Below are 23766 nucleotides of genomic sequence, written 5' to 3' on the forward strand. Positions count from 1 at the left end.
ATTATAAAAAACAGGTATTCATCATGGGCAAGCAAACAAACTTTGATGCTTTGGAAACACGCACGTCTGAAACGCGTGAAAAGGAACAATTCGCACAGTTGGCAGATCAGTTAAGTCATGCCAAACAAGGGGCGTCCTTTTTCGCAGATTTGCTGGCAGATATCGATCCTGCCAGTATCACAGACCGTGCGGCTCTGGCGACAATTCCTGTGACACGCAAGTCCGACCTGATTGACATGCAACGCGAAAATCCACCCTTTGGCGGGATGGTTGCAGCTCCCATGGGCCGCCTGTTTCAGTCCCCGGGGCCGATTTATGATCCGGAAGGGCGTGAAGAAGATTACTGGTCAACGGCCCGCGCGTTTCATGCCGCAGGTTTCCGTGCAGGTGATGTTGTTTTAAACACGCTTTCTTATCACCTGACACCGGGGGGCTTTATTATGGACAGTGGGGCGCGTGCTTTGGGCTGTGCTGTCATCCCGGCGGGGCCTGGTAATACGGAACAACAGCTGGAAGTGATTCGTGATATTCAGCCAAACGGTTATTGCGGCACGCCATCCTTCTTTCGAATCCTTTTGGAAAAGGCTGATGAAAAAGGCATTGATACGACGTGTTTTAAAAATGCATTGGTCACTGGCGAAGCCCTGCCGCCATCCTTGCGCGATTGGTTCAGCGCGCGCGGCATGGAAGTCGGTCAGGTTTATGCCACGGCTGATGTGGGTTCTATCGCCTATGAGACTCCGGCACGCGAAGGTCTGGTGATTGATGAAAATTCAATTGTCGAGATCGTACGTCCCGGTACCAACGATCCGGTGGCTGAAGGTGAAGTGGGCGAGGTTGTGGTAACGAATCTGACGTCTAAAGCCTATCCGCTGATCCGTTTCGGAACGGGCGATCTGTCTGCGGTTCTGCCCGGCGTTAGCCCCTGTGGGCGCACAAACATGCGCATCAAAGGCTGGATGGGTCGTGCCGATCAACGCACCAAGGTCAAAGGGATGTTCGTGGATCCCAAACAAGTCGATGATGTTGTTAAACATTTTGACGAGGTGATCCGTGGCCGCATGATCGTCAGCAGCGATGATAATCGCGATGCCATGACGCTTCAGGTGGAAGTCGATGGCGGGGATGATACACTTGCCAAAGCCATTGGTGAACATGTTCAGGCCGTCTGTAAACTGCGCGGTGCGGTGGAATTTGTGACTCCGGGCAGTCTTGCCAATGATGGCAAGGTGATCGATGATATCCGGACCTATGAGTAGGTAAACCTTTTCTGTCATCCCGGATTTATTCCGGGACAATCGGTTGCATTTAAACTCAACCGTTTCTTCATTCCTTCAATGGGTTGTCCCGGAACAAATCCGGGATGACACGTTGTGGTGTGTGATATCTTTACTCGTTTCCCCCCTAATTATGACGACAATCTAGCCATCTTTGCCTTAATGGTGCCCAACTTAGACCTCATAAAGCGTGCAATGCGGAAAAAAGTGGGTATGGGGCCCGAGGAACTATGGCTTTTAACATTAATGCATTTGCAAATCCAAAACGCTTTATGTGGCTGAGCGGCCTGCTTCTGCCATGGGTAGCGGTGATCACAGTCGGCTGTACCATTGCCGGGCTGTATTTTGCGCTGTTTGATTCACCTGTTGATTACCAGCAGGGCGAAACGGTGCGTATCATGTATATCCATGTGCCAGCTGCGACCATGTCCATTGCGGTTTATGTATCCATGGCAATCGCTTCGGCCATGGGATTGATCTGGAAGCACCCGCTATCTGATCTGGCGGCCAAATGTATGTCCCCCATCGGGGCGGCCTTTACATTTCTGGCGCTCTTTACCGGGTCTTTCTGGGGCAAGCCCATGTGGGGCACCTGGTGGGTGTGGGATGCACGCCTGACGTCCGAGCTTTTGCTGCTGTTTTTGTTTATGGGTCATATGGCATTACTGAATGCCTTTGACGATCCGGCACGCGGCACCAAATCAGCCAGTATCCTGTGTATCGTGGGTGTGATCAACGTGCCAATTATCAAGTTTTCTGTGGATTGGTGGAACACGTTGCACCAGCCGGCTTCTGTTGTGAAGTCCGGCGGGCCGGCCATCCATCCCGATATGTTGCTGCCGCTGGGCCTGATGTGGTTCTGCTTCTTGGGCTATTTCACACTTGTGCTATTTATCCGCATGCGCAGCGAAATCATAGCCTCCAAAGTGCGCGCACTGCGTCTGCGCCAGGTTCATGGGTAAGGGGAGATCGAAGAGATGAATGAATTTTTCGAAATGGGTGGTCACGGCATTTACATCTGGCCTTGTTACGGTCTCGCTGCTGCTTTGCTGATCGCCCTTTTGGTCGCCAGCATCCAGAGCCTGTCAAAAAGTAAAAAAGATCTCTCCATGATGGAGCAGCTTTCAAATCAGGAAAGTGAAGTCTGATGAAAAGAAAAACACGTCGCCTCTATATGGTATTGGTTGGCCTGTGCGCGTTGGGCGCTGTGGCTGCCATCGTTCTTGCTGCGCTTGAAGATGATATCGTTTTCTTCTTCAGCCCGACAGAAATCATGGAAAAAGATAAAATCCGCCCCGATCAGCGTATCCGCATCGGTGGTCTGGTTGAGGCCGGATCGGTGGAAAAGGCTGCTGATGGCGTGACCAACCTGTTTGCGGTGACTGACATGGCCCACACCATTCAGGTGGAATATAAGGGCATCCTGCCGGACCTGTTCCGCGAAGGTCAGGGTGTTGTGACGGAAGGCTATTTCAAAGGAAAAACTCTGATTGCTGATGAAGTGCTGGCGAAACACGATGAAAACTACATGCCGCCGGAAGTGGCTGATGCATTGAAAAAATCCGGTGCCTGGAAAGAGGGTGAACCTTTGAGCGAAGCACTGAAAAACGGTCACGTTCCAGATTACGAGCCCGAAGAATCAAAAGCGAAAGATTATTGATATGTATGCAGAAATAGGACATTTCGCCCTGGTTCTTGCGCTGTTTGTCGCGATTGTTCAAGGTGTGGTGCCGCTTGTGGCCTCCCCCATGAACAATCGTCGCTGGATGGATATCGCCGGGCCAGCCTCCATTGCACAATTTGTTTTGGTCTGTGTGTCGTTCGGCGCATTGACTTATTCGTTTGTCGTTTCTGACTTTTCCGTTTTGAACGTTGCTGCAAACTCTCACACCGACAAACCTATGCTGTACAAGGTATCTGGTGTGTGGGGGAACCACGAAGGCTCCATGCTGTTGTGGGTGGTTATTCTGGCGACATTCGGCTGTGCGGTTCAAGTCTTTGGCCGCAACCTGCCATCGGGTTTGAAAAACCGCACATTGGCGATCCAGTCGTTGATTACCGTTGGATTTTTGATGTTTATCCTGTTCACATCCAATCCGTTTGAACGTTTGATCAATGTGCCCGCCAACGGCAACAGCCTGAACCCGCTTCTGCAGGACCCCGGTCTGGCGTTTCACCCACCGTTCCTGTATCTCGGCTATGTAGGCTTTTCTATTGCGTACAGCTTTGCTATGGCAGCGTTGATTGAAGGCCGTGTGGATGCAAGCTGGGCACGCTGGGTGCGCCCCTGGACATTGGCGGCCTGGGTTTTCCTGACCATCGGGATCGCCCTTGGTTCCTGGTGGGCATACTATGAACTTGGCTGGGGTGGCTGGTGGTTCTGGGACCCGGTTGAAAACGCGTCCTTCATGCCATGGCTTGCAGGTACAGCTCTGTTACACTCCGCCATTGTTGTTGAAAAACGTGGTGCGTTGAAAAACTGGACCATTTTCCTTGCGATCATTGCCTTTGGTTTGTCTCTGATGGGGACTTTCCTTGTGCGTTCCGGTGTTCTGACCTCGGTTCATGCGTTCGCAACCGATCCGGAACGCGGGATTTTCATTCTGATCCTGCTTTGTATCGCCATTGGTGGTTCCTTCGCCCTTTATGCGGTGCGTGGTCCTAGCCTGTCTGGCGGTGGATTGTTTAAGCCGATTTCACGCGAAGGTTCCCTGTTGTTCAACAACTGGATTCTGACAACGGCCACAGGTGTGGTGTTGCTTGGCACCCTCTATCCACTGTTTATTGATGCGATTGGTGCAGGTAAGGTTTCTGTAGGCGCGCCATTTTATAACCGTGTCTTCATTCCGATCATGACGCCACTGGTTATCCTGATGGCCCTTGGTCCGCTCATGTCCTGGAAACGCACAGATGCCATGGGTATCCTGAAACGACTTTATATCGTCTATGGCGCAACGCTGGTGGCGGTTGTTCTGACCTTTATCCTTAAAGGGGAAGAAGGCTGGGGTGGTTACCTTGGCATGGGGTTGGCAACTTGGCTGGCAACAGGTGTTCTTTGGGATGTGGCAGAACGCGTCAAGCTGGGTCGTATCCCGTTTGGTGACAGTGTTAAACGTCTGATGCGTCAACCACGCGCCACCTGGGGCATGACCATTGCCCATATGGGGCTTGCGATTACCATTGCCGGGATGACTGGGGCTGGCAATTGGAAAGTGGAAAGTATCCAGGTCATGAACTTTGGCGATAAGCTGGATGTGGCTGGATATACTTACACCTTCGAAGGCGTGCGTGATATCCGTGGTCCAAACTATGAAGCGTTGGAAGGCACCTTTACGGTCCATAAGGATGATGAATATATCACCACGCTGCTGTCTGAAAATCGTCACTATGACACGGGCGGCATGCCAACGACGGAAGCGGCGATTTACACCATGTTCTTGGGCGATCTTTATGCGGTTGTAGGCGATAAATCCGGCGACGGATACGTCACACGTCTTTACTGGAACCCGCTTGTTGCCTGGCTTTGGGGTGGCACAGGTCTGCTGGCCCTAGGTGGTCTGGTTAGTCTGACAGACCGTCGTCACCGTGTTGGTGCCCCAAAAAAGGCCATGAAAAAAGCGCCTTTACCTGAAGGAGCAAAAGCATGAGTTCACGTATCTTTTTCTTGATCCCGCTGATCCTGTTTGGGGTGCTGGCGGTCTATTTTGCGGTTGGTCTGACGAAAGACCCTTCCAAGCTGGACTCCACTGTCTTGATCAATCAGCCGATGGGTGAGTTTAATCTGATCCCGGTTAAAGGGCGCACGGAAGGGCTGACGACGGCTGATGTTAAAGGCAAAGTGTCGTTGGTGAACTTTTTTGGTTCCTGGTGTGTGGCCTGTCTGCAGGAACATCCGTTCTTGAAGAAACTTCAGGCCAACAAGGTCATTGATATCTATGGCGTCGATTTTAACGAACAGCATCCGGATGATGTGGTGCGTTGGCTTGCGCGTCATGGTGATCCTTACACCAAGATCGGTGTGGATGTGACAGGCGAAACTGTCATCGACTGGTCCATTGCCAAAGCGCCTGAGACCTACGTTGTCGATAAGCAGGGTATCATCCGATACAAGCACCTGGGTCCCTTGAGCGCAAGTGCGTGGGATCAGAAAATCTGGCCGCTGATTGTGGAGCTGAGAAAAGAATGAAACAGCTGATGCTTTTTATCGCTGCTGCGATGATTTACAGCAGCCCGGTTCTGGCGGTTGAACCAGACGAAGTGATGGATGATCCGACCCTTGAAGCCCGTGCGCGCGAAGTGTCCAAAGATTTGCGCTGCGTGGTTTGTCAAAACCAGTCTATTGATGATTCAAATTCCCAGCTTGCAAAATCCATGCGGATTCTGGTTCGAAAACGCATTGCCGAAGGGGCGACAAATCAGGAAGTGAAAGACTATCTGGTGTCGCGTTACGGTGATTTCGTTCTGTTGAAACCGCCTGTCAAAACCAAGACCATGATTCTTTGGTTTGGCCCGGCGATCATGATCCTGATCGGGCTTGCGGGGATTACATTCTATTATCGCCGTCGGTCTAAAGAAACAGTGGAAACAACGGGTGCCGCCCCTTTAAGTGCTGATGAAAAGGCGCGCCTTGAAGCCTTGTTGAAAGAAGAAGGAAGTCAGTCATGAGCTTTTGGATTGCAGTTGTCCTGCTAAGCGCCGTTACCCTTTTTCTTTTGGCCGCCCCCCTTTGGCGCAAAAGGGAAGAAGAAGCTGATCGGGCTGATTTTGAACTCAATGTCTTTAAGGACCAGTTGAAAGAATTGGACCGTGACCTTGAACGCAACCTGATCAGCGAAGAAGAAGCCGAAACGGCTCGTATTGAAATTCAGCGTCATCTTTTGGCGGCGGATGACAAACGTAAAAAACATGCAGCAAATGGTGCAGGCGTTGGTGCAAAAAGCCTCGCTGTTTATGGAGGGATCGCGATTGCGGTTATCGGCGGGTCTTTCCTGCTTTATGGCAAGTTGGGCATGCCCGGTTATGGTGACGTGCCTTATGCGTCGCGCGATATCCAGCGTGAACATCAAGTCGCAAGCGGCAGTGAAGATGGCATGGCCAGCGAAATTGCGGCTCTTAAAAAACATCTGGAAAATGAGCCCAAGGATGTGGAAGCCTGGCTTCTGCTGGGTCGCACGATGCGCACTGTAGGCCGTAAGGACGAAGCTATGGATGCTTTCCGCGGCGCCGTTCAGGCGTCTGGTCGTCACCCGGCGGTTCTGGCCGATTATGCCGAAGCACGTATCTACGCTGACGAAGGTGTCGTGAAGAAAGAAACCATTGGGGCGCTGATGGAATCGCTGCAGGGGGACCCAACCCAGATGAAAGCGCGTTTCTATCTGGGCTATGCCAAGGCCCGTGTGGAAGATTTTGAAGGCGCGATCCAAACCTGGATTGATTTGATCGCCATGGCCCCGCCGGAAGCCCCTTGGCTGAAACAGGTGCATGAACAGATCAAGCTGGCAGCTCAAGCTGGCGAGTTGGATGTGGCTGATTTCAAACCAAGTGCGTCGGCTGAAAATCTGGCCAAGCAGCTTGCGCTGGAATGGGAACAGGAGAAAAAGGCACTGGTGGCCGAAGCAGAAGCGGGCCCAACCCGTGAACAGATGAAACAAGCCCAGGATATGACGGACGAAGAACGCGCCGACATGATCCGCGGTATGGTGGATCGCCTGGCGGATCGTCTGAAAGAAGAGCCGAACGATATCGAAGGCTGGAAACGTCTGGCGAATGCCTATCAGGTGCTGGGTGAGAAGAAACTCGCTATTGAAGCGCGTAACAAGGTCAAGGAACTCAGCGGCGGTTGATGTTCTGATGTGACACATGAAAAAGGGACCTTGTTTTCAAGGTCCCTTTTTTTGTTTTAAGCCACCAAACTCTTCTCAATGGCAGCCCGATCAAGGCCATGTTTGCCGATGATCACCAACTGTGAAGATCGTGTCTCATCCACATTCCATGGACGATCAAAATAGCGTTGGAAGCGTGGGCCGACGCCCTGGACAACGTGCCGCAAGGGTTTACCTGGCACATCCAGGAAGCCTTTGACGCGCAGGATATCATGGGCATTAACCACATCTAACAATTTGGCTTCCAGACCTTCCGGGTCGGCAACGGGCCCTAAGGTGACACAGAAGCTTTCAAATTCATCATGGCTGTGGTCGTGGTGATGATGATGGTGGTCGTGATCATGGTCATGGTCATGGTGATGATCGTCATGCCCATGTTCATGATGGGATTGACGTTCTGCCAGATCATCTTCAGCCGCTGCATCCAGACCCAAAAGGATAGCTGGATCAACGCGGCCGAAATCGGTTTGAATGAATTTCACATGGTCACGCACGCGTGCAGCCAAGTCCGCATTGATTTCTTTCAAACGGTCTTCTTCGACCAGGTCAGATTTGTTCAAAAGCACCATGTCTGCACAAAGCAGCTGATCTTCAAACAGTTCTTCCAGCGGGTTGTCGTGATCAAGGTTTTCATCTGCTTCGCGCACCTTCTGGATACTGGCTTCATCATCGGCAAAGCGACCGAGATCAACCGCATGGGTATCGACAACGGTGACGACACCATCAACGGTTACGCGGGTCTTGATTTCCGGCCAGTTGAAAGCTTTGACCAGTGGTTTGGGCAGGGCCAGACCAGAGGTTTCAATCACGATGTGATCCGGTGGTGTTTCACGTTCCAGCAATGCTTCCATGGTCGGCAGGAATTCGTCAGCAACGGTGCAGCAGATACAGCCATTGGCAAGTTCGATCACATTGTCTGCACCATTTTCATCTTCGCAGCCTTCGATGCCACAGCCTTTGACCATTTCGCGGTCCACACCCAGATCACCGAATTCATTGATGACCAGTGCGATGCGTTTGCCTTTTGCATTTTCAAGCATATGGCGCACAAGGGTGGTTTTGCCGGCACCTAAGAAGCCGGTAATCACGGTAGCTGGAATTTTCATGGTGTTTCTAAACTCTACTTTTATTCTTTCAGGGTGAGGGGAAGTCCTGCGGCAATGAATACCACATGATCGGCCACTTGGGCTACTGCCTGATTGACCCGTCCGGCATGATCGCGAAATTTTCTGGCAAGCGCGTTATCCGGCACGATCCCCAGACCGACCTCGTTGGAAACCAGCACGATATCGCTTTTTGCTGCAGCCAATGCTGCGCACAATTTTTCTGTTTCCAGATCAATATCGCATTCTTCCTCCATCAGGTTGGACAGCCAAAGGGTCAGGCAGTCCACTAACATGGGTTTGTCACTGTCAGCAATCAAGCCCGTGATATGAACCGGTTCTTCAATGGTGGCCCACAGATGATTGCGCCGATCCTGATGGGTCTGGACGCGCTCTGCCATTTCCGCATCCCACACGCGTGAGGTGGCAAGATAAGTACCGCCGCCCATCTCTTCGACAATCTTTTCCGCAAAGGCGGATTTACCGGACCGGGCCCCGCCGAGAACGAGTGTTATTTTTGCCATTACTCTTATCTATCTACAGCTAAATTTATTTTTTTCAGTATCATAGTACCCTATAAAATTCATCGTGTTTTTACCGGATTTAATATTGTAGAGAATTTTCTTTTTTCCTTCCCACAATATTTCTATGTCATAGATTGATACGTAATAGCTTGGGTTAATTGGCCCGGCATAGATAGAATAATGAGATCGATAATTTGCAAATTGGCAATTTTCTCGGATAAGCTTTCGATATAATTCGGCTTCTTCTGTATGCAATCCCCGACTACAGCCGGATAACATTAGTATGGAAGCTAAAAGGATAAGTGGGAGAGGTTTCCAACGCATTTTACCCAATCCTCACTGCGTCGAAATAAAAACTGGGATTAAGATATTCGGCCTGGGCATCGATCAGGCGAAGTTCATCACTGTCGTGACGGGCCGTGTCGTCGATGATGCCATAAAGGGTTGAGGTCGCAAGCTCCAATGCCTGTTTTGCTGTTTCGCCGCGCAAGGTGTGGGCCAGGAACAGGGCGGCAAAGGTGTCCCCTGTGCCTTTGGCGCGCAGTGGAACTTGTGGGACGGTGACCCGCCAGGCACCCTCATCGCTGACGATCACGTTGGAAAGGGTGGGTTTATTGCCCTGGCGTCCTTTCAAGGAAGTCACCAGAATAGTCTTTGGCCCGCGTGCGCGTAATTGATCTGCGGCAAAAAGCGTATCGGTCAATGTTTCCTGCGCACGGCCTGTAAGATATGCCAACTCAAACATATTGGGGGCGAGGATATCGGCGTGGCTGATCAGTTCATCGCGTACGAATTCGGCAATGGCATTTTCCACATAAATCTGGCGCGTGATGTCCCCGATGACCGGGTCACACATGTAAAGGGTGTCTTGGTTGATACCTTTGATGCGTTCCACCGATTCGACGACAAATTCACCTGTTGCCAGTGATCCGAGGTAACCAGACAGTACTGCATCGCAATGGGCGAAGTGATCCAGCTGGTCAATCCCGTCCACCATGCCGCGCATGGTATCAATCGGGACAGGCGCACCGTCATGCGAATTATAGCCCGGATGATTGGAAAACAGCACGGTTGGTACGCCCCAAACTTCGAATCCAAGGCGCTGCATCGGGAAAACGGCTGCTGAATTCCCCACATGACCAACGGCCACGGAGGATTGAATCGATAGAATACTCATGGGTTTGGTTTATACCCCATGATACGGGCTTGCCAATGAGAAACTTTTGTTTATATTTCTTCGCAATTGCGAAATAAATGAAATTGCATAAATTAAAGGAAGTAGTCCAATGGCAGCAACAGCACGTCCACGTCGCAGTGTACTTTATATGCCGGGTTCCAATGCCCGCGCTCTTGAAAAAGGTCGCACCCTTCCGGCTGACGGTTTGATCCTCGATCTCGAAGATGCCGTCGCCCCTGATGCCAAAGAAGTGGCGCGTCAGCAAATTTGTGATGCGGTGAAGGAAGGCGGTTATGGCATGCGCGAAATCCTCGTGCGTACCAACGGTCTGAACACACCTTGGGGGTATGACGATATTGTAGCTGCCAGCACGTGCGGTGCTGATGCGATCCTGCTGCCAAAAGTGGAAAGCGCAGACACCGTTCGCCAAGTCGAAGCTATTATGGATGCAGCAGGCGCGCCTGCGGACATGAAAATCTGGTGTATGATGGAAACCCCACGCGGCATGCTGCATGCAGAAGAAATCGCAGACAGCACAGACCGTATGGGTGGTTTTGTGATGGGGACGTCTGATCTGGCGAAAGAACTGCGCTGCGCCCACACTATGATGCGCCTGCCGTTCATGATGTCTTTGAACGTATGTATCCTGGCAGCACGCGCGGCCAACATCGCCATTCTGGATGGTGTCTATCTGGACCTGTCTGATGACGAAGGTTTTGCAGACCATTGCCAGCAGGGTTTCGAGTTGGGCTTTGACGGCAAAACCCTGATCCACCCGAAAACTGTGGGCAAAGCCAACGAAATTTTTGGCCCTTCTGAAAAAGAAGTCGAATGGTCCAAGAAAATCATCGCTGCCCACGCAGAAGCAGAAGCCGAAGGCAAAGGTGTTGTGGTTGTCGATGGCAAGCTGATCGAAAACCTGCATGTGGTAACGGCCAAACAAGTTGTCGCCCAAGCCGAAGCCATCGCTACAATGGAAGCGGAAGGCTAAATTCCGCTCCTGTCATTCCTCGCGTAGGGATGACGAAAATAAAAAGGTCCTTTGTGTGAAACAGAGGGCCTTTTTCTATGTCTTTGTTGTTGTCATCCTCGCGAAAGCGGGGACCCAGTCTTCGGGCTCTCTGGGTTCCCGCTTTCGCGGGAATGACAGTAAAGAGAGCAACCAAAAGAAAAGCCCCCTTCCCGTTGCCAGGAAGAGGGCTTGTTCAATTCTTGTACTGGTTCTTCGGGTCAAGCCCGAAGACGACCTGGAGGTCGCTTAGTACATGTGCTGACCACCGTTGATGGACAGAGTTGCACCGGTTACGAAGTCACCTTCGTCAGCAACCAGGAACAACACGCCACGTGCGATGTCGTCTGCACGACCAAGACGACCCATCGGGATCTTGGCGATGATTTTTTCCAGAACTGCAGGCGGAACAGCGCGAACCATGTCAGTATCAACATAACCTGGTGCAATCGCGTTCACGGTGATGCCTTTGCCCGCGCCTTCTTGTGCCAGTGCTTTTGTGAAACCGTGGATACCGGATTTCGCAGCTGCATAGTTTACCTGACCGTACTGACCAGCCTGACCGTTGATGGAGCCGATGTTGACGATACGACCGAAACCGTTGGCACGCATGCCGTCGATAACGCCGCGACACAGGTTGAAGCAAGAGCTCAGGTTTGTGGCGATAACGGCATCCCAGTTGTCCGCAGACATACGGTGCAGCGTGCCGTCACGTGTGATACCCGCGTTGTTCACGAGGATTTCAACAGCGCCCAGTTCTTCTTCGATTTTCTTCAGCATGTCCTGACAAGCGTCAAAATCACTTACGTCACATTTGTAAGAGTTGATACCAGTTTCTTCAGTGAATTTCTTAGCTGCTTCTTCATTGCCACCAAAGTTTGCCGCAACAGTATAGCCTGCTTCTTTCAGACGTTCTGAAATCGCACGACCAATACCACGCGTTCCCCCAGTTACAAGTGCTACACGACCCATTTGATTCTTCCTTTTATTAATATTCTAACAATGTGTTGGACGATCTTCGCAAGTGATTCGAAGAATCGCATTGTGGCGAAACCAATGATAAGAATCCACCACAAAATTTGAAATAAAATAACTTTATTTCACCCGATGAGAAAACCAGCCTTCCAAGTCTCCAAAAAGGTGGTTTTTCAAAAGCTTAAACAGGGCCGTTTAGCGATAAACGACCCTGTCCAATGCAGTGATTAGTCACGTTCCACACAAAGTGCAACGCCCTGACCGCCACCGATACACAACGTAGCAACGCCTTTTTTGGAATCGCGACGTTTCATTTCGTGCAGCAGCGTAACGAGAACGCGGTTACCGGAAGCACCGATCGGGTGACCGATCGCAATAGCGCCACCGTTTACGTTTACTTTGTCAGTGTCCCAACCCAGTTCTTTGTTTACAGAGATGGCCTGTGCAGCAAAAGCTTCATTGGCTTCAACCAGATCAACATCAGCGATGTCCCAACCAGCTTTATCCAGAGCTTTCTTAACAGCAGGAACAGGACCTGTACCCATGATCTTTGGATCAACACCGTGTGTGGACCAGGCTTTAACAGTAGCCAGTGGTGTCAGGCCACGTTTTTCAGCTTCTTCTTTAGACATCAGAACAACAACAGATGCACCGTCGTTGATGCCAGATGCGTTACCAGCTGTTACAGAACCGTCTTTAGAGAAAGCAGGGCGCAGTTTCGCCAGACCTTCAGCAGTTACGCCGTCTTTGATGAATTCGTCTGTATCAACAACAGTCTCGCCTTTGCGAGTCTTGATTGTTACAGGGGCGATTTCTTCAGCGAATTTGCCTGCGTTACGGGCAGCTTCTGCTTTGTTTTGAGAAGCTGCAGCAAAAGCGTCTTGCTCTTCACGGGAAATGTCATATTTGTCTGCGATATTTTGCGCAGTTGTGCCCATGTGGTAGTCATTGAACGCACACCACAGGCCATCAACGATCATGGTGTCTTCCATTTTGGAAGGACCCATTTTTGTGCCGCTGCGCAGGTGCATGGCATGCTTGGAAGCAGACATGTTTTCCTGACCACCAGCGATAACAACGTCCGCATCACCCAGCAGGATGGACTGCATGCCCATGCCAACAGCGCGAAGACCAGAACCACAAACCTGGTTGATTGTCATTGCTGTAGATTCTTCCGGGCAACCTGCCAGAATAGCAGCCTGACGTGCAGGGTTTTGACCGCCGCCAGCAGTCAGAACCTGACCCATAAACACTTCTTGTACGTCTGCAGCAGGTACGCCAGCACGTTCCAATGCGGCTTTGATTGCAGTTGCACCCAGTTCTGGTGCAGGAACAGAAGCCAAGCTTCCGCTAAAGTTACCGACCGCTGTACGTGCAGCACCGACAATGACGACTTCAGTCATAATTGAACGTCTCCTAGATATAAATTTTTGTCCCCAAAAAGGCGGAACTCAAATAAGCCGCCTTTTAAGCATCACATAGCCTATAGAAGCATAGCGCGTGGTCAAGTAATGATTGTGCATGCCAGAAGTTGGATTTTAGAATATCTCAAAAATCTTGGGATAACAGCCACTTAGAAAGGGGGTGGTAGAGCGAGCCTAGAGCCTTTCTACCCGTGACCATACCGATATGACCGGCCTGAACTTTCTCGGTTCGTGCATTTGGTATCAGGTTACCCAACGCATGGGCGGATTCTGGCGCAACGATTCGGTCCTGTTCCGGCACAAAGACAAGGCTGGGACAGGTGATGTCACTTGGGTCAATTCGATGGCCGTCCATTTCCCATCTGCCTGTACCCGGCAGATTTTCGATATACCAGTCAAACAGACATTCCTCAGCGACCGGACCGCTTAAGGGGACTGCATCGTTTAACCAATCTTCCATGGCGACAAATTTTTTGGCCTCAGCACTGTCTGTGTCCAGAAGCGAGAAATTTTCGAACTTGCGTAAAATACTGTAAGGGTCGATGGCAGCAAAAAGAGACTGGATCACATCAATGGGCAGTTCGCCTGTCATTTTGATGGTGGATTCCAACTGTTGACGATTGGTTTTGATCAGCCGTTCATGATCCCCGCTGCCGCCGTGAAAATCCCAGGGCGTTGCCATCAGGATCAGGCCCGCGACTTTTTCAGGTTCCATGATGCTGAGCGCGGTGGTTAGAACCCCACCCATGCAATAGCCGACCAGACAGACCGGGCGACCTGTGATGCGGATGACTTCATTGACGCATCGGTTTAGACGACCGAGGATATAATCTTCTAGCCCCATCTTTTTTTCAGCAATTCCGACATCGCCCCATTCAAGCAAGAAGCTGCGAATACCACTTTCAGCCATGCTGCGCATGAAGCTGCGTTCTTTATTGAGGTCGAGGATATAGGCCTTATTAATAAGCGATGGCACGGCCAGCATGACGGGGCCATCATCTGGGCCACCATAATCCAGAAGGTTTGATCCGCCTTCAGACCAGGTGGCAGGCGGGTTGGTGACGTCGCGCTGATAGGGATGGGCATGATAGGCCTTTACCCCATTCACAAAGGCAAGGCCGCGCGTGTAGGCTTCGGCATCAATAGCCGCAGCAAAGGTCTTTTCCGGGATCTGATTGACGCGCTCTTGAAGGGCGTCCGCTTCAGGATTTAAGCTGGGATTCCAGGATACGGACCCGTTCCTCAAGTGTGGCAATGCGTTTTTCAAGCTCAGCCACGTTGTTGTCAGGGTTGTGAGATGCAGCGGCAGCGGCCGGGGGCCAGAACGGGTTGTTGGGTTGTTGTCCTGTTGCATTTTCAATCTGTGCCTTCCACGTTTCTGCCCATGTTGTCATCCAGTTCTGAATTTTTTCCGGGCTGTCGAACCCTTTCATCATTTCGCCCATTTGCTGATTCAGGGCGTCTGATGTTTTCATTGCATCTTCCACGGCACGCTCTGTAGCCTGTGACTTCATTTGTTTTTGCCACATCTCCATATATTGCGTTGCCATATTATGAAGGTCATTTTTAGGATCGGTCATGATTTTTCCGTTTCGCAGCATTTGCTCGTGACCAGAACATATCATAGCCGATACAAATAGGTAAATGATAAGGGTGAAACAAAATTATTTTGCATTTAGTGCAATGCAACACTTTTGTGCGCAGCAATTTCGCGCTATTGTATGTCCGGGGAGAGCTCTTATATATAAGAGAGCTTGGGAATTTCGAAATTTAAGAAGAAATATTATGGCTGTACAAAACGAAGATAAAGACGCTCCGATCACGATTAAGAAATATGCGAACCGTCGTCTCTATAATACGGCGACCAGCAGCTACGTGACATTGGACCACTTGTCCCAGATGGTAAAGGACGGCACCCAGTTTGCGGTGTTTGATGCCAAAAGCGGGGAAGAGATTACACGTTCCGTTCTGACACAGATTATTGTGGAAGAAGAAGCCAAAGGGCAAAACCTTCTGCCGGTCAGCTTTTTGCGTCACCTCATCAGCTTTTATGGCGACAGTCTGCAAGGCCTGGTGCCTAGCTATCTGGAACAGTCCATGCAATCTTTTGCCACCAATCAGGAAAAGATGCGCGACTATATGAAAGAGACCATGGGCGGTCTTAATCCATTTGGCAGCTTTGAAGAAGTGAACAAGCAGAATATGGCGATGTTTGAAAATGCCATGCGCATGTTCACACCAAACTTCTACAGCGAAGGCGAAGAACAGCAGAAAGAGCAGGAAAAATCTGCGGTGGCAAAAGAACAGGAAAAAGCCGTGGACGATCTGGAAGCCATGAAAAACCAGCTGGAAGCCATGCAGGAACAACTGAGCAAGATGTCAGATAAATAGGTTTCCTTCTGATACAGAGATTTGAAAAGGCAGAGGTCCCAGACGGGGTCTCTGCTTTTTTATGGATTGATAAAATTTTATTGAAATTTTGAGCTATTGTGCTGACAAAAAGGTCGATTTGGACTATGCTGATTTACGTTTAAATCTTGTGTAATTGAGTATCCCACGTGGCCTTATCCGTTGATGCAAAAGTCTATGGACCCTTAGCTGTCCCTAAGACTCCCGCGCCTCGCACGCCGTCTCGGCCAGCGAGTGCTGAGGGGGAATCGACGCAGCGTGCCGCCCAGGCTTTTGTGGAAACATTGCCGCCGGAGGTGCGCGAACGACTGGCCCAGGCCGGACGTGATGGTCAAAAACGTGATCAGTTTGATAATGCCCAAGGATCAAGTGATGACCTATTGTCACGCAATGTGGATTCTGACACAGGATTTGATCGCCCTGCCTTTAATCCCAATGCTGCAGATCAGGAACCTGTTTATACAGCACCCATTCTGACCCCGGCGGCGACACTTTTGCAGGCGCAGCTTTCTGATCAGGAATATGCAGGATCAGATGCAGGCTTGACGTCCCAGCAATATGAAGCTTATCATGACGCTTATTTATCTGCCGGTGCACAACCGGGAGGGCGTGCTTCTGCCCTGGAAGCAGCGTTAGTTCGCGAGGAACAGGCGCAGAAAACCTTGATTGTGCCGCCGGTTTTGACCCAAGTGAACTTTGTCGCCTAAAGTCTAAGCTCTTGAAATATTTTGTAACAAACTTTGTCTAATACTTTTAGTATATCTCATGGTATTAGGTAAAATCCTACAGGGTTGGCGATTTTTGCTCACTTTATCTGGAAAATTTATTGAAATATTTTGAAATATATTGTTGCAAGCATGTTCCAATGGTTGTAATCATGGATAGATAAATAAATCTGTGTAGAAAAGCTCAGGTTGGACTTGTTAGGAGAAAGCTGATGTCGAACGATGCAAAAGTTGCAAACCGCGCAACAGATACGGACCGCCATGTAGGTGCACGTATTCGTGAGCGTCGGATCATGCTGGGGCTAAGCCAACAGCAAATGGCCGATATGATCGGGGTGACCTATCAACAAGCCCATAAGTATGAGCGTGGCATCAACCGTATTTCTGCTGGACGCCTTTATGAAATTGCACAAGTCCTGAAAGTGGCTGTGGGCTATTTCTATGAAGGTCTGGATGAACAGGACGATACAGAAATTGAATTGACGGAACGTCAGCGCATGTGCCTGGAACTGGCACGCAATTTCTCTCATATCGATAATGACCGTCATCAGGATGCGTTAAGCCAGCTCGCGCGGGCTCTGGCGTCAGAATCGAATTAATCGCTGTCGCATAAAAGAATTCAGAAAGCCGGACGGGTCATGACCTTGTCCGGCTTTCTTTTGTTTTGTTATATGAATTTATTCTGATGTAATTGGAATATGCAGTATAAAATTATACAGATTCCAAAGAAAGGGCGGCAGAATTGACAAATGTCATGGGCCTGCCACAAAGTTTTTGGAATATATGCTGAGGTTAATAACAATATCGAAACAGGAAATGGGGAACAGATGACATCACAGACGGTTTCCATTGCCATCACCGGGGCTGGTGGGGCAGGTGTTATGACGGCGGGCCAGATGCTTCTGGATGCAGCGGCCAAGGCAGGACTTTATGGTTTGATGACCCGTTCCAGCGGGCCGCAAATTCGTGGCGGAGAAGCAGCGGCCTATATTCGCCTGTCTTCTGATCCCATTGATTGTCCCGATGACAGTTTCGACGTTCTTTTCTGTTTTGACTGGATGAATGTAGATCGTTTTGCCGCAGAACTCCCTTTGCGCAAAGACAGTGTGATCATTGGTGACTTGTCTGCCAAGAATCCACCGGAAATGATCACTGGGTCCATTGCCCGCCAGGTGATGGTGCCGTTAAGTGAAAGTGCCAAGGAGATTGAGGGCGGGCGTCCGAATATGATCGGCCTTGGTATATTGGGGGAACTGGCAGGCATCCCGATGGAGGCGCTGCAGACCATCCTTGAAAAAGTTTTGAAACGTAAAGGTCAGGTCGCGCTGGATGCCAGTATCGCAGGTGTCAAACTGGGCATGAAGGTCGCAAGTGATCTGGAAGCTGAGATCGGCATTGATCTCCATCTGGAACGCAAAAATTCCGATCTGACGCGCTGGTCCTTAACCGGAAACGAAGCGGCAGGCATGGGGGCAATCCGTGCAGGTGTGCGTTTCTGTGCGGCATACCCTATTACGCCTGCCACTGAAATTCTGGAATGGCTGGCACCGAATCTTGAAAAGGTGGGTGGCACGCTGGTGCAGGCTGAAGATGAACTGGCGTCTATTAACATGATCGTCGGTGGTTCCTTTGGCGGGGTGCCATCGATTACCGCAACGGCTGGGCCGGGCCTTGCCCTGATGACCGAAGCCTTGGGGCTGGCGGTCTCGGCTGAAATCCCGCTGGTGGTTGTGGATGTAATGCGTGGCGGACCAAGCACGGGTATTCCGACTAAATCTGAACAAAGTGATTTGAATATCGCACTTCACGGTCTGCATGGGGATGCACCACATATTGTAACAGCGGCGAATTCGATTTCAGATTGCCTGTTCACCACACAATGGAGCGTTCATCTGGCGGAAAGTCTTCAGACCGCAGCCATCGTTCTGTCCGATCAGTCTTTGGGGCAATCGCGCAGCATCATTGATAAGCCCGCCGACATGTCCTTCGTTGCTAAACGTGAGGTGGTTGAGGCAGGCGTTGAAGATTACAAACGATATGCTTTGACCGACAGCGGTGTTTCCCCTATGGCAATCCCCGGCACACCGGGCGGGGAATATGTGGCTGATGGTCTGGAAACACAGGAAAATGCACGTCCGAGTTCGTCGGCCGAAGATCATTATGCTCAGCTGGATAAGCGCCAACGCAAGCTGACTCAGTTTGATTACGGTCAGCATTGGGCGGAGATTGAAGGGGATGGCGAAGTCGCTGTCATTACCTTTGGGTCTGTCACTGGACCTGTGCGCGAAGCCATTCAGCGTTTGAAGGCGGAAGGGACAAATATCAAGCTGGTGTCTATGCGTTTGTTAAGCCCGGCTCTGCCGGATAAAATGGACGACGCCCTGGAAGGGGTTACCAAGGCATTGGTTGTGGAACAAACTCATTCCAAACAATTCTATCGTTATCTGCGCAGTGAGTTCGATCTGCCTAAAGAAACCCATGTGTTGGCGAAACCGGGGCCGCTGCCGTTCCGTCCCGCTGAAATTGCCGATCAAATCAAGGAGCTGGTCTAATGGATACTGCTGTTCAAAAAAAGCCGATGACCTTCAAGGATTATAAGTCAGATTACAAACCTGTCTGGTGTCCGGGCTGCGGTGATTTCTCGGTTCTGGCCTCCATTACCAAAGCGCTGGCGGAACTGCAAATCCCGCGTGAAGACTGTGCGGTCATCTCCGGCATTGGCTGTTCCAGCCGTATCCCGGCTTATACCAGTGTCTATGGTTTCCACGGTATTCATGGTCGTGCGTTGGCGTGTGCCACAGGTCTAAAAGTGGCCCGCCCTGATCTGACGGTGATTGCAACCGGGGGCGATGGGGATGGCTTTTCCATTGGCGGGAACCATTTCCTCCATGCGTGCCGCCGCAATGTGGATATGACCTATGTGGTGATGGACAATGAAGTCTACGGCATGACCAAAGGGCAGGCTTCCCCAACCACCGCGACTGACTGGGAAGGATCGAAACTGACGCCCCATGGCACGGGTGTTTCTCCCTTCAATCCACTTTCCGTTGCTTTGTCTGCAGGGGCAAGTTTCGTGGCGCGTGGTTTTGCAGGTGATCCGAATGGATCAGCCAAACTGATTGCCGAAGCCATGCAGCATAAGGGCTTTTCTTTCGTGCAGATCCTGAGCCCGTGCGTGACTTTCCGCCCGGAACAGACGGAATGGAAAAAGATTGTGCGCAAAGGTGAGATTGAAGGCACGAATGCTTTGGCTGAGGCTGCGGCCTTTTTGGCCACAGATGACGGGTTCAGCACCGGGGTGCTTTATGAAACCCAACGTCCGGTCTATGCCCCCGAGATGAAAGAAAGTAAAAACCTGTCTGAGATTGAAGCAAGTTTTGAACTCTAGATTTCAGTCGCACGAAATTTCAGGTCACTGTCTTATTATTATAGAGAGGCAGCGGCCTTTTTTTATGTCTTCGGTTGAGGGCGAATTTTTGCGAATCGGAATAATAAATAAGTACTCGAATACCGATTTGTTCGAATGCCCACCAAAATTTAGGGCTAAAATGGTCCTATCGGTCATACCAATAGGGTCGAAAACCTTGGAAATTAGGGTTTTTTGACGGATTTAGGTCTGATGAATTGACTTCGCGGGTCCAGAGGGATAAAACCACATTATATTCATCTATCCCTCTTTTTTCATGGTAAAGGAACGGCTCCATGACGACGGGAAATCGACCCCTTTCGCCTCATATGAAGATTTATAAGTTTCCGATGAACGGACTTATGTCAGGTGCACACCGTGTGACTGGCGTGTTACTGTCCGCCGGAACTTTCTTTTTTGCTTATTGGCTCATCGCTGCTGCTTATGGTCCGGAAAGCTATGCAACTGCCCAGGCCTTTTTTGGCTCCTGGTTTGGTCAGCTGGTTTTGCTCGGCTATACATTCTGCATGTATTATCACCTTGTAAACGGATTGCGCCACCTGCGCTGGGACACCGTTGCAGGGCTTGAAAAACAAGACCTTATTGCTTCTGGTCGTGTGGGTATTGCTGTTACGGCATTGCTGACAATCGTGACCTGGATCATTGGCTATTCAGTGTAACCCAAGGAGAACACCTTAATGAAAATGCAAAGTCATTTAGGGCGTGCGCGCAATCTTGGTGCGTCTCGCAACGGTGTTGGTCCTTGGTGGATTCAACGCCTCACATCAATTGCTCTGGTCCCACTGTCTCTGTGGATGATCTACAGCATTATCGGCCTGCTGGGTGCAGATCACGCTGCGTATCAGGCCTGGATCAGCAACGTTGGTAACACAACGCTGACCAGCATCTTTATCGTGATCCTGTTTCACCACACATCACAAGGTGTGTGTGAAGTGATCCACGATTATGTGCATGATAATGCCAAGCTTTACACCAGCATGATCCTGACAAAATTCGTCTCAGCTGTGCTGTGTGTTGCTTGTCTGATCTCCATCTTTAAAGTCGCGTTTGGAGGCTAATCAATTATGGCTCAAGCCTACGAAATTATCGACCACGAATATGACGTGGTTGTACTGGGTGCAGGGGGCGCGGGTTTGCGCGCGACACTCGGTATGGCTGCCACGGGTCTGAAGACTGCGTGTGTAACCAAAGTATTCCCAACCCGTTCTCATACGGTTGCGGCACAGGGCGGCGTTGGCGCGGCTCTCGGCAACATGGCTGAGGACAAATGGGAATGGCATATGTATGACACCGTGAAAGGTTCCGACTGGCTCGGCGACCAGGATGCGATTGAATATATGTGTCGTAACGCTATTCCGGCAGTACAGGAACTGGAACACTTTGGTGTGCCGTTCTCCCGTACAGAAGAAGGCAAGATTTACCAGCGTCCGTTTGGTGGTCATATGTCCAACTATGGTGAAGCGCCTGTGCAACGTGCATGTGCGGCTGCTGACCGTACGGGCCATGCGATCCTGCATACGCTTTACTCACAATGTCTCAAGCATGATGCGACATTCTTTGTTGAATATATCGGCATTGATCTGTTGATGGATGACGACGGTGTCTGTCGTGGTCTGATCGCCTGGGATCTGGATACAGGTAAAATCCACCGTTTCCGTGCCCACAAAGTTGTGATGGCGTCTGGCGGTTATGGTCGTGCCTGGTTCTCCTGTACATCTGCCCACACTTGTACAGGTGATGGTAACGCCATGGCGGCCCGTGCCGGCATTCCGCTGCAGGATCACGAATTTGTACAGTTCCACCCAACCGGTATTTACGGTTCTGGCTGTCTGATCACTGAAGGTGCACGTGGTGAAGGTGGTTACCTCACCAACTCTGAAGGTGAGCGTTTCATGCCGAACTACGCGCCAACTGCGAAAGATCTGGCCTCTCGTGACGTTGTGTCACGTTCCATGGCTATGGAAATTCGTGAAGGTCGCGGTGTTGGTAAAGAAAACGACCACATCTATTTGCACCTTGAACACCTTCCCAAGGAAGAACTGCTCAAGCGTCTGCCAGGTATTACAGAAACTGCAAAAATCTTTGCTGGTGTTGATGCCTCTAAAGAACCTATTCCGGTTCTGCCAACTGTTCACTACAACATGGGTGGTATTCCAACCAACTATCATGGTGAAGTGATCCGTCCGACCAAAGACGACCCGGATGCGGTTTGTGAAGGTCTTATGGCTATTGGTGAATGTGCGTCTGCTTCTGTACACGGTGCAAACCGTCTGGGTACGAACTCACTGCTGGATATCGTTGTCTTCGGTCGTGCAGCGGCTATTCGTTGTTCTGAAACAATGAAGCCGGGTGAGCCACATAAAGCCCTGTCTCAGGAACATACAGACAAAATCTTGGCACGTTTCGATGCGCTGCGTAACGCCAACGGTGAACATAAAACGGCTGACGTACGTCTGGAAATGCAAAAAGCGATGCAGGCTCACGCAGCTGTATTCCGTGAAGGTCCAAGCCTTAAAGAAGGTGTGGACAAGATCTTCAATATTGCCAAGAAGCTGGATAGCCTCAATGTTTCTGACCGTTCTATGGTCTGGAACTCTGATCTGGTGGAAACGCTGGAGCTTGAAAACTTGATGGCTTGTGCGAAAGCAACCATCGTTTCAGCTGAAGCGCGTAAGGAATCCCGTGGTGCACACGCTCACGAAGATTTCCCGAACCGTGACGATGAAGAATGGATGAAACACACACTGGCATACGTTAAAGACGACGGCTCTGTTGAACTTGACTACCGCCCTGTTCACACATGGACACTGACGGATGAAGTTGAGTACATCGAACCAAAAGAACGTGTGTACTAAGGAGAAGAGCTAATGGTTGAATTCAATCTCCCAGCGGGCTCTGATCCCGTTGAAGGTAAAACTTTCAAGGCCCCAGCTGGTGCCAAGAATGTAAAAGCGTTCAAGATCTACCGTTATGACCCGGATTCCGGCAATAACCCACAGATCGATACGTTTGAGATCGATCTTGATGACTGTGGTCCAATGATTTTGGATGCGCTGATCAAGATTAAAAACGAAATCGACGCCACGCTGACGTTCCGTCGTTCTTGTCGTGAAGGGATCTGCGGGTCCTGTGCGATGAACATTGATGGTACAAACACACTGGCGTGTCTGAAACCGATTGCGGAAGTAAAAGGCGACTGTGCGATTTACCCACTGCCACACATGCCGGTTATCAAGGATCTGGTCCCTGATTTGAACCTGCCTTATGCGCAGCTTCGTTCTGTTGAACCCTGGATGCAGGCTGATACACCAGCACCTGCCAACCAGGAACGTCTGCAGTCTATCGAAGAGCGTGAAAAGCTGGATGGCCTTTGGGAATGTATCCTGTGCTTCTCTTGCCAGACATCCTGCCCAAGCTACTGGTGGAACTCTGATCGTTACCTCGGTCCAGCTGTTCTGTTGCAAGCTTATCGCTGGATTGCTGACAGCCGTGATGAAGCAACGGGTAAACGTCTTGACTACCTGGATGATCCGTTCAAGGTTTATCGTTGCCATACTATCATGAACTGCACAAACACTTGCCCGAAAGGTCTGAACCCGGGTAAGGCGATTGCAGAAATCAAGAAAATGCAGCTGGAACGTCAATAAGACTCGACAGCATATTTTTTCAAAAAGGCCGGAGATTTTTCTCCGGCCTTTTTTGACTTTGAATACCTAAAAGAGTATCTCGCAATGCGGTATCCAATCAGTAATATGAAACGGTTCTGAGCGGGCCGATATAAGTTGTATTACCAACTGACTTATGTCAATTTGTCGAAAAAATAATGAAAATTCA

General features: G+C 50.4%; 25 protein-coding genes. 18 read left to right on the top strand and 7 right to left on the bottom strand.

Annotated elements, in window-relative coordinates; translation table 11 throughout:
- Positions 1 to 23: 23 nt before the first annotated feature.
- From RYZ26_RS08590 to ccmI, 8 genes are all read left to right on the top strand, one after another.
- Positions 24 to 1259 (top strand): phenylacetate--CoA ligase family protein, encoded by a 1236-nt coding sequence (locus RYZ26_RS08590; protein WP_317682781.1) that lies wholly within the window; start codon positions 24 to 26, stop codon positions 1257 to 1259.
- 260 nt (positions 1260 to 1519) lie between these two features.
- A complete protein-coding gene (locus RYZ26_RS08595) occupies positions 1520 to 2239 on the top strand; it encodes a heme ABC transporter permease (protein WP_317682921.1) in 720 nt (239 codons plus the stop codon).
- A 15-nt stretch (positions 2240 to 2254) separates the two neighbouring features.
- Positions 2255 to 2425, top strand: a complete 171-nt coding sequence (gene ccmD, locus RYZ26_RS08600) for a heme exporter protein CcmD (RefSeq protein WP_317682782.1) — start codon at positions 2255 to 2257, stop codon at positions 2423 to 2425.
- Positions 2425 to 2937, top strand: coding sequence for a cytochrome c maturation protein CcmE (ccmE, locus tag RYZ26_RS08605; protein WP_317682783.1), 513 nt, complete (start codon positions 2425 to 2427; stop codon positions 2935 to 2937). The genes ccmD and ccmE overlap by 1 nt, the downstream gene beginning before the upstream one ends.
- Position 2938: 1 nt before the next feature.
- A complete protein-coding gene (locus tag RYZ26_RS08610) occupies positions 2939 to 4924 on the top strand; it encodes a heme lyase CcmF/NrfE family subunit (protein ID WP_317682784.1) in 1986 nt (661 codons plus the stop codon).
- Entirely contained in the window at positions 4921 to 5463 is a 543-nt protein-coding gene (locus tag RYZ26_RS08615) for a DsbE family thiol:disulfide interchange protein (RefSeq protein WP_317682785.1), read from the top strand. Before RYZ26_RS08610 ends, RYZ26_RS08615 begins: the two co-directional genes overlap by 4 nt.
- A complete protein-coding gene (locus RYZ26_RS08620) occupies positions 5460 to 5942 on the top strand; it encodes a cytochrome c-type biogenesis protein (RefSeq protein ID WP_317682786.1) in 483 nt (160 codons plus the stop codon). The genes RYZ26_RS08615 and RYZ26_RS08620 overlap by 4 nt, the downstream gene beginning before the upstream one ends.
- On the top strand, positions 5939 to 7120 hold the full coding sequence (ccmI, locus tag RYZ26_RS08625) for a c-type cytochrome biogenesis protein CcmI (protein WP_317682787.1): 1182 nt from the start codon (positions 5939 to 5941) through the stop codon (positions 7118 to 7120). The genes RYZ26_RS08620 and ccmI overlap by 4 nt, the downstream gene beginning before the upstream one ends.
- Before the next feature lie 56 nt (positions 7121 to 7176).
- On the opposite strand, the gene cobW is transcribed toward ccmI, so the two are convergent.
- The 3 genes from cobW to pdxY form a co-directional block, all read right to left on the bottom strand.
- Positions 7177 to 8265 (bottom strand): cobalamin biosynthesis protein CobW, encoded by a 1089-nt coding sequence (gene cobW, locus RYZ26_RS08630; RefSeq protein ID WP_317682788.1) that lies wholly within the window; start codon positions 8263 to 8265, stop codon positions 7177 to 7179.
- Positions 8266 to 8285: 20 nt separating this feature from the next.
- A complete protein-coding gene (gene cobU, locus RYZ26_RS08635) occupies positions 8286 to 8786 on the bottom strand; it encodes a bifunctional adenosylcobinamide kinase/adenosylcobinamide-phosphate guanylyltransferase (RefSeq protein ID WP_317682789.1) in 501 nt (166 codons plus the stop codon).
- A 325-nt stretch (positions 8787 to 9111) separates the two neighbouring features.
- Positions 9112 to 9963, bottom strand: a complete 852-nt coding sequence (gene pdxY, locus RYZ26_RS08640; protein WP_317682790.1) for a pyridoxal kinase PdxY — start codon at positions 9961 to 9963, stop codon at positions 9112 to 9114.
- Positions 9964 to 10072: 109 nt separating this feature from the next.
- Here pdxY and RYZ26_RS08645 point away from each other — a divergent pair, with 109 nt between their 5' ends.
- Entirely contained in the window at positions 10073 to 10954 is an 882-nt protein-coding gene (locus RYZ26_RS08645) for an HpcH/HpaI aldolase/citrate lyase family protein (protein WP_317682791.1), read from the top strand.
- 267 nt (positions 10955 to 11221) lie between these two features.
- Here the strand turns inward: RYZ26_RS08645 and phbB are convergent, their stop codons facing one another.
- The 4 genes from phbB to RYZ26_RS08665 all read right to left on the bottom strand — a co-directional run bounded on the left by phbB (position 11222) and on the right by RYZ26_RS08665 (position 14951).
- Positions 11222 to 11944: an acetoacetyl-CoA reductase gene (gene phbB / locus RYZ26_RS08650; protein ID WP_317682792.1), complete on the bottom strand. Its 723-nt coding sequence runs from the start codon at positions 11942 to 11944 to the stop codon at positions 11222 to 11224.
- 230 nt (positions 11945 to 12174) lie between these two features.
- Complete coding sequence (locus RYZ26_RS08655; RefSeq protein ID WP_317682793.1) at positions 12175 to 13350, bottom strand: acetyl-CoA C-acetyltransferase; 1176 nt, start codon at positions 13348 to 13350, stop codon at positions 12175 to 12177.
- A gap of 145 nt (positions 13351 to 13495) precedes the next feature.
- Positions 13496 to 14638 carry an alpha/beta fold hydrolase gene (locus RYZ26_RS08660; RefSeq protein WP_317682794.1) on the bottom strand — a complete coding sequence of 381 codons (1143 nt, stop codon included), beginning with the start codon at positions 14636 to 14638 and terminating at the stop codon, positions 13496 to 13498.
- Positions 14574 to 14951, bottom strand: coding sequence for a hypothetical protein (locus tag RYZ26_RS08665; RefSeq protein ID WP_317682795.1), 378 nt, complete (start codon positions 14949 to 14951; stop codon positions 14574 to 14576). Before RYZ26_RS08665 ends, RYZ26_RS08660 begins: the two co-directional genes overlap by 65 nt.
- Positions 14952 to 15156: 205 nt before the next feature.
- Here RYZ26_RS08665 and phaR point away from each other — a divergent pair, with 205 nt between their 5' ends.
- The 9 genes from phaR (at position 15157) to RYZ26_RS08710 (ending at position 23579) form a co-directional block, all read left to right on the top strand.
- Positions 15157 to 15762, top strand: a complete 606-nt coding sequence (gene phaR, locus RYZ26_RS08670; protein ID WP_317682796.1) for a polyhydroxyalkanoate synthesis repressor PhaR — start codon at positions 15157 to 15159, stop codon at positions 15760 to 15762.
- A gap of 167 nt (positions 15763 to 15929) precedes the next feature.
- Complete coding sequence (locus RYZ26_RS08675) at positions 15930 to 16487, top strand: hypothetical protein (protein WP_317682797.1); 558 nt, start codon at positions 15930 to 15932, stop codon at positions 16485 to 16487.
- A 230-nt stretch (positions 16488 to 16717) separates the two neighbouring features.
- The gene (locus RYZ26_RS08680) at positions 16718 to 17104 is read left to right on the top strand and encodes a helix-turn-helix domain-containing protein (protein WP_317682798.1); all 387 of its coding nucleotides are present in this window, start codon (positions 16718 to 16720) and stop codon (positions 17102 to 17104) included.
- A gap of 228 nt (positions 17105 to 17332) precedes the next feature.
- Complete coding sequence (locus tag RYZ26_RS08685; RefSeq protein ID WP_317682799.1) at positions 17333 to 19057, top strand: 2-oxoacid:acceptor oxidoreductase subunit alpha; 1725 nt, start codon at positions 17333 to 17335, stop codon at positions 19055 to 19057.
- Complete coding sequence (locus tag RYZ26_RS08690) at positions 19057 to 19893, top strand: 2-oxoacid:ferredoxin oxidoreductase subunit beta (protein ID WP_317682800.1); 837 nt, start codon at positions 19057 to 19059, stop codon at positions 19891 to 19893. The genes RYZ26_RS08685 and RYZ26_RS08690 overlap by 1 nt, the downstream gene beginning before the upstream one ends.
- A 314-nt stretch (positions 19894 to 20207) precedes the next feature.
- On the top strand, positions 20208 to 20591 hold the full coding sequence (gene sdhC, locus RYZ26_RS08695; protein ID WP_317682801.1) for a succinate dehydrogenase, cytochrome b556 subunit: 384 nt from the start codon (positions 20208 to 20210) through the stop codon (positions 20589 to 20591).
- An 18-nt stretch (positions 20592 to 20609) separates the two neighbouring features.
- Positions 20610 to 20990: a succinate dehydrogenase, hydrophobic membrane anchor protein gene (gene sdhD / locus RYZ26_RS08700; RefSeq protein ID WP_317682802.1), complete on the top strand. Its 381-nt coding sequence runs from the start codon at positions 20610 to 20612 to the stop codon at positions 20988 to 20990.
- A 6-nt stretch (positions 20991 to 20996) separates the two neighbouring features.
- Positions 20997 to 22787 carry a succinate dehydrogenase flavoprotein subunit gene (gene sdhA, locus RYZ26_RS08705; protein ID WP_317682803.1) on the top strand — a complete coding sequence of 597 codons (1791 nt, stop codon included), beginning with the start codon at positions 20997 to 20999 and terminating at the stop codon, positions 22785 to 22787.
- Positions 22788 to 22799: 12 nt separating this feature from the next.
- A complete protein-coding gene (locus RYZ26_RS08710; RefSeq protein ID WP_317682804.1) occupies positions 22800 to 23579 on the top strand; it encodes a succinate dehydrogenase iron-sulfur subunit in 780 nt (259 codons plus the stop codon).
- Positions 23580 to 23766 lie beyond the last annotated feature (187 nt).

The sequence above is a fragment of the Terasakiella sediminum genome (assembly GCF_033100395.1).
Lineage (GTDB): Bacteria > Pseudomonadota > Alphaproteobacteria > Rhodospirillales > Terasakiellaceae > Terasakiella.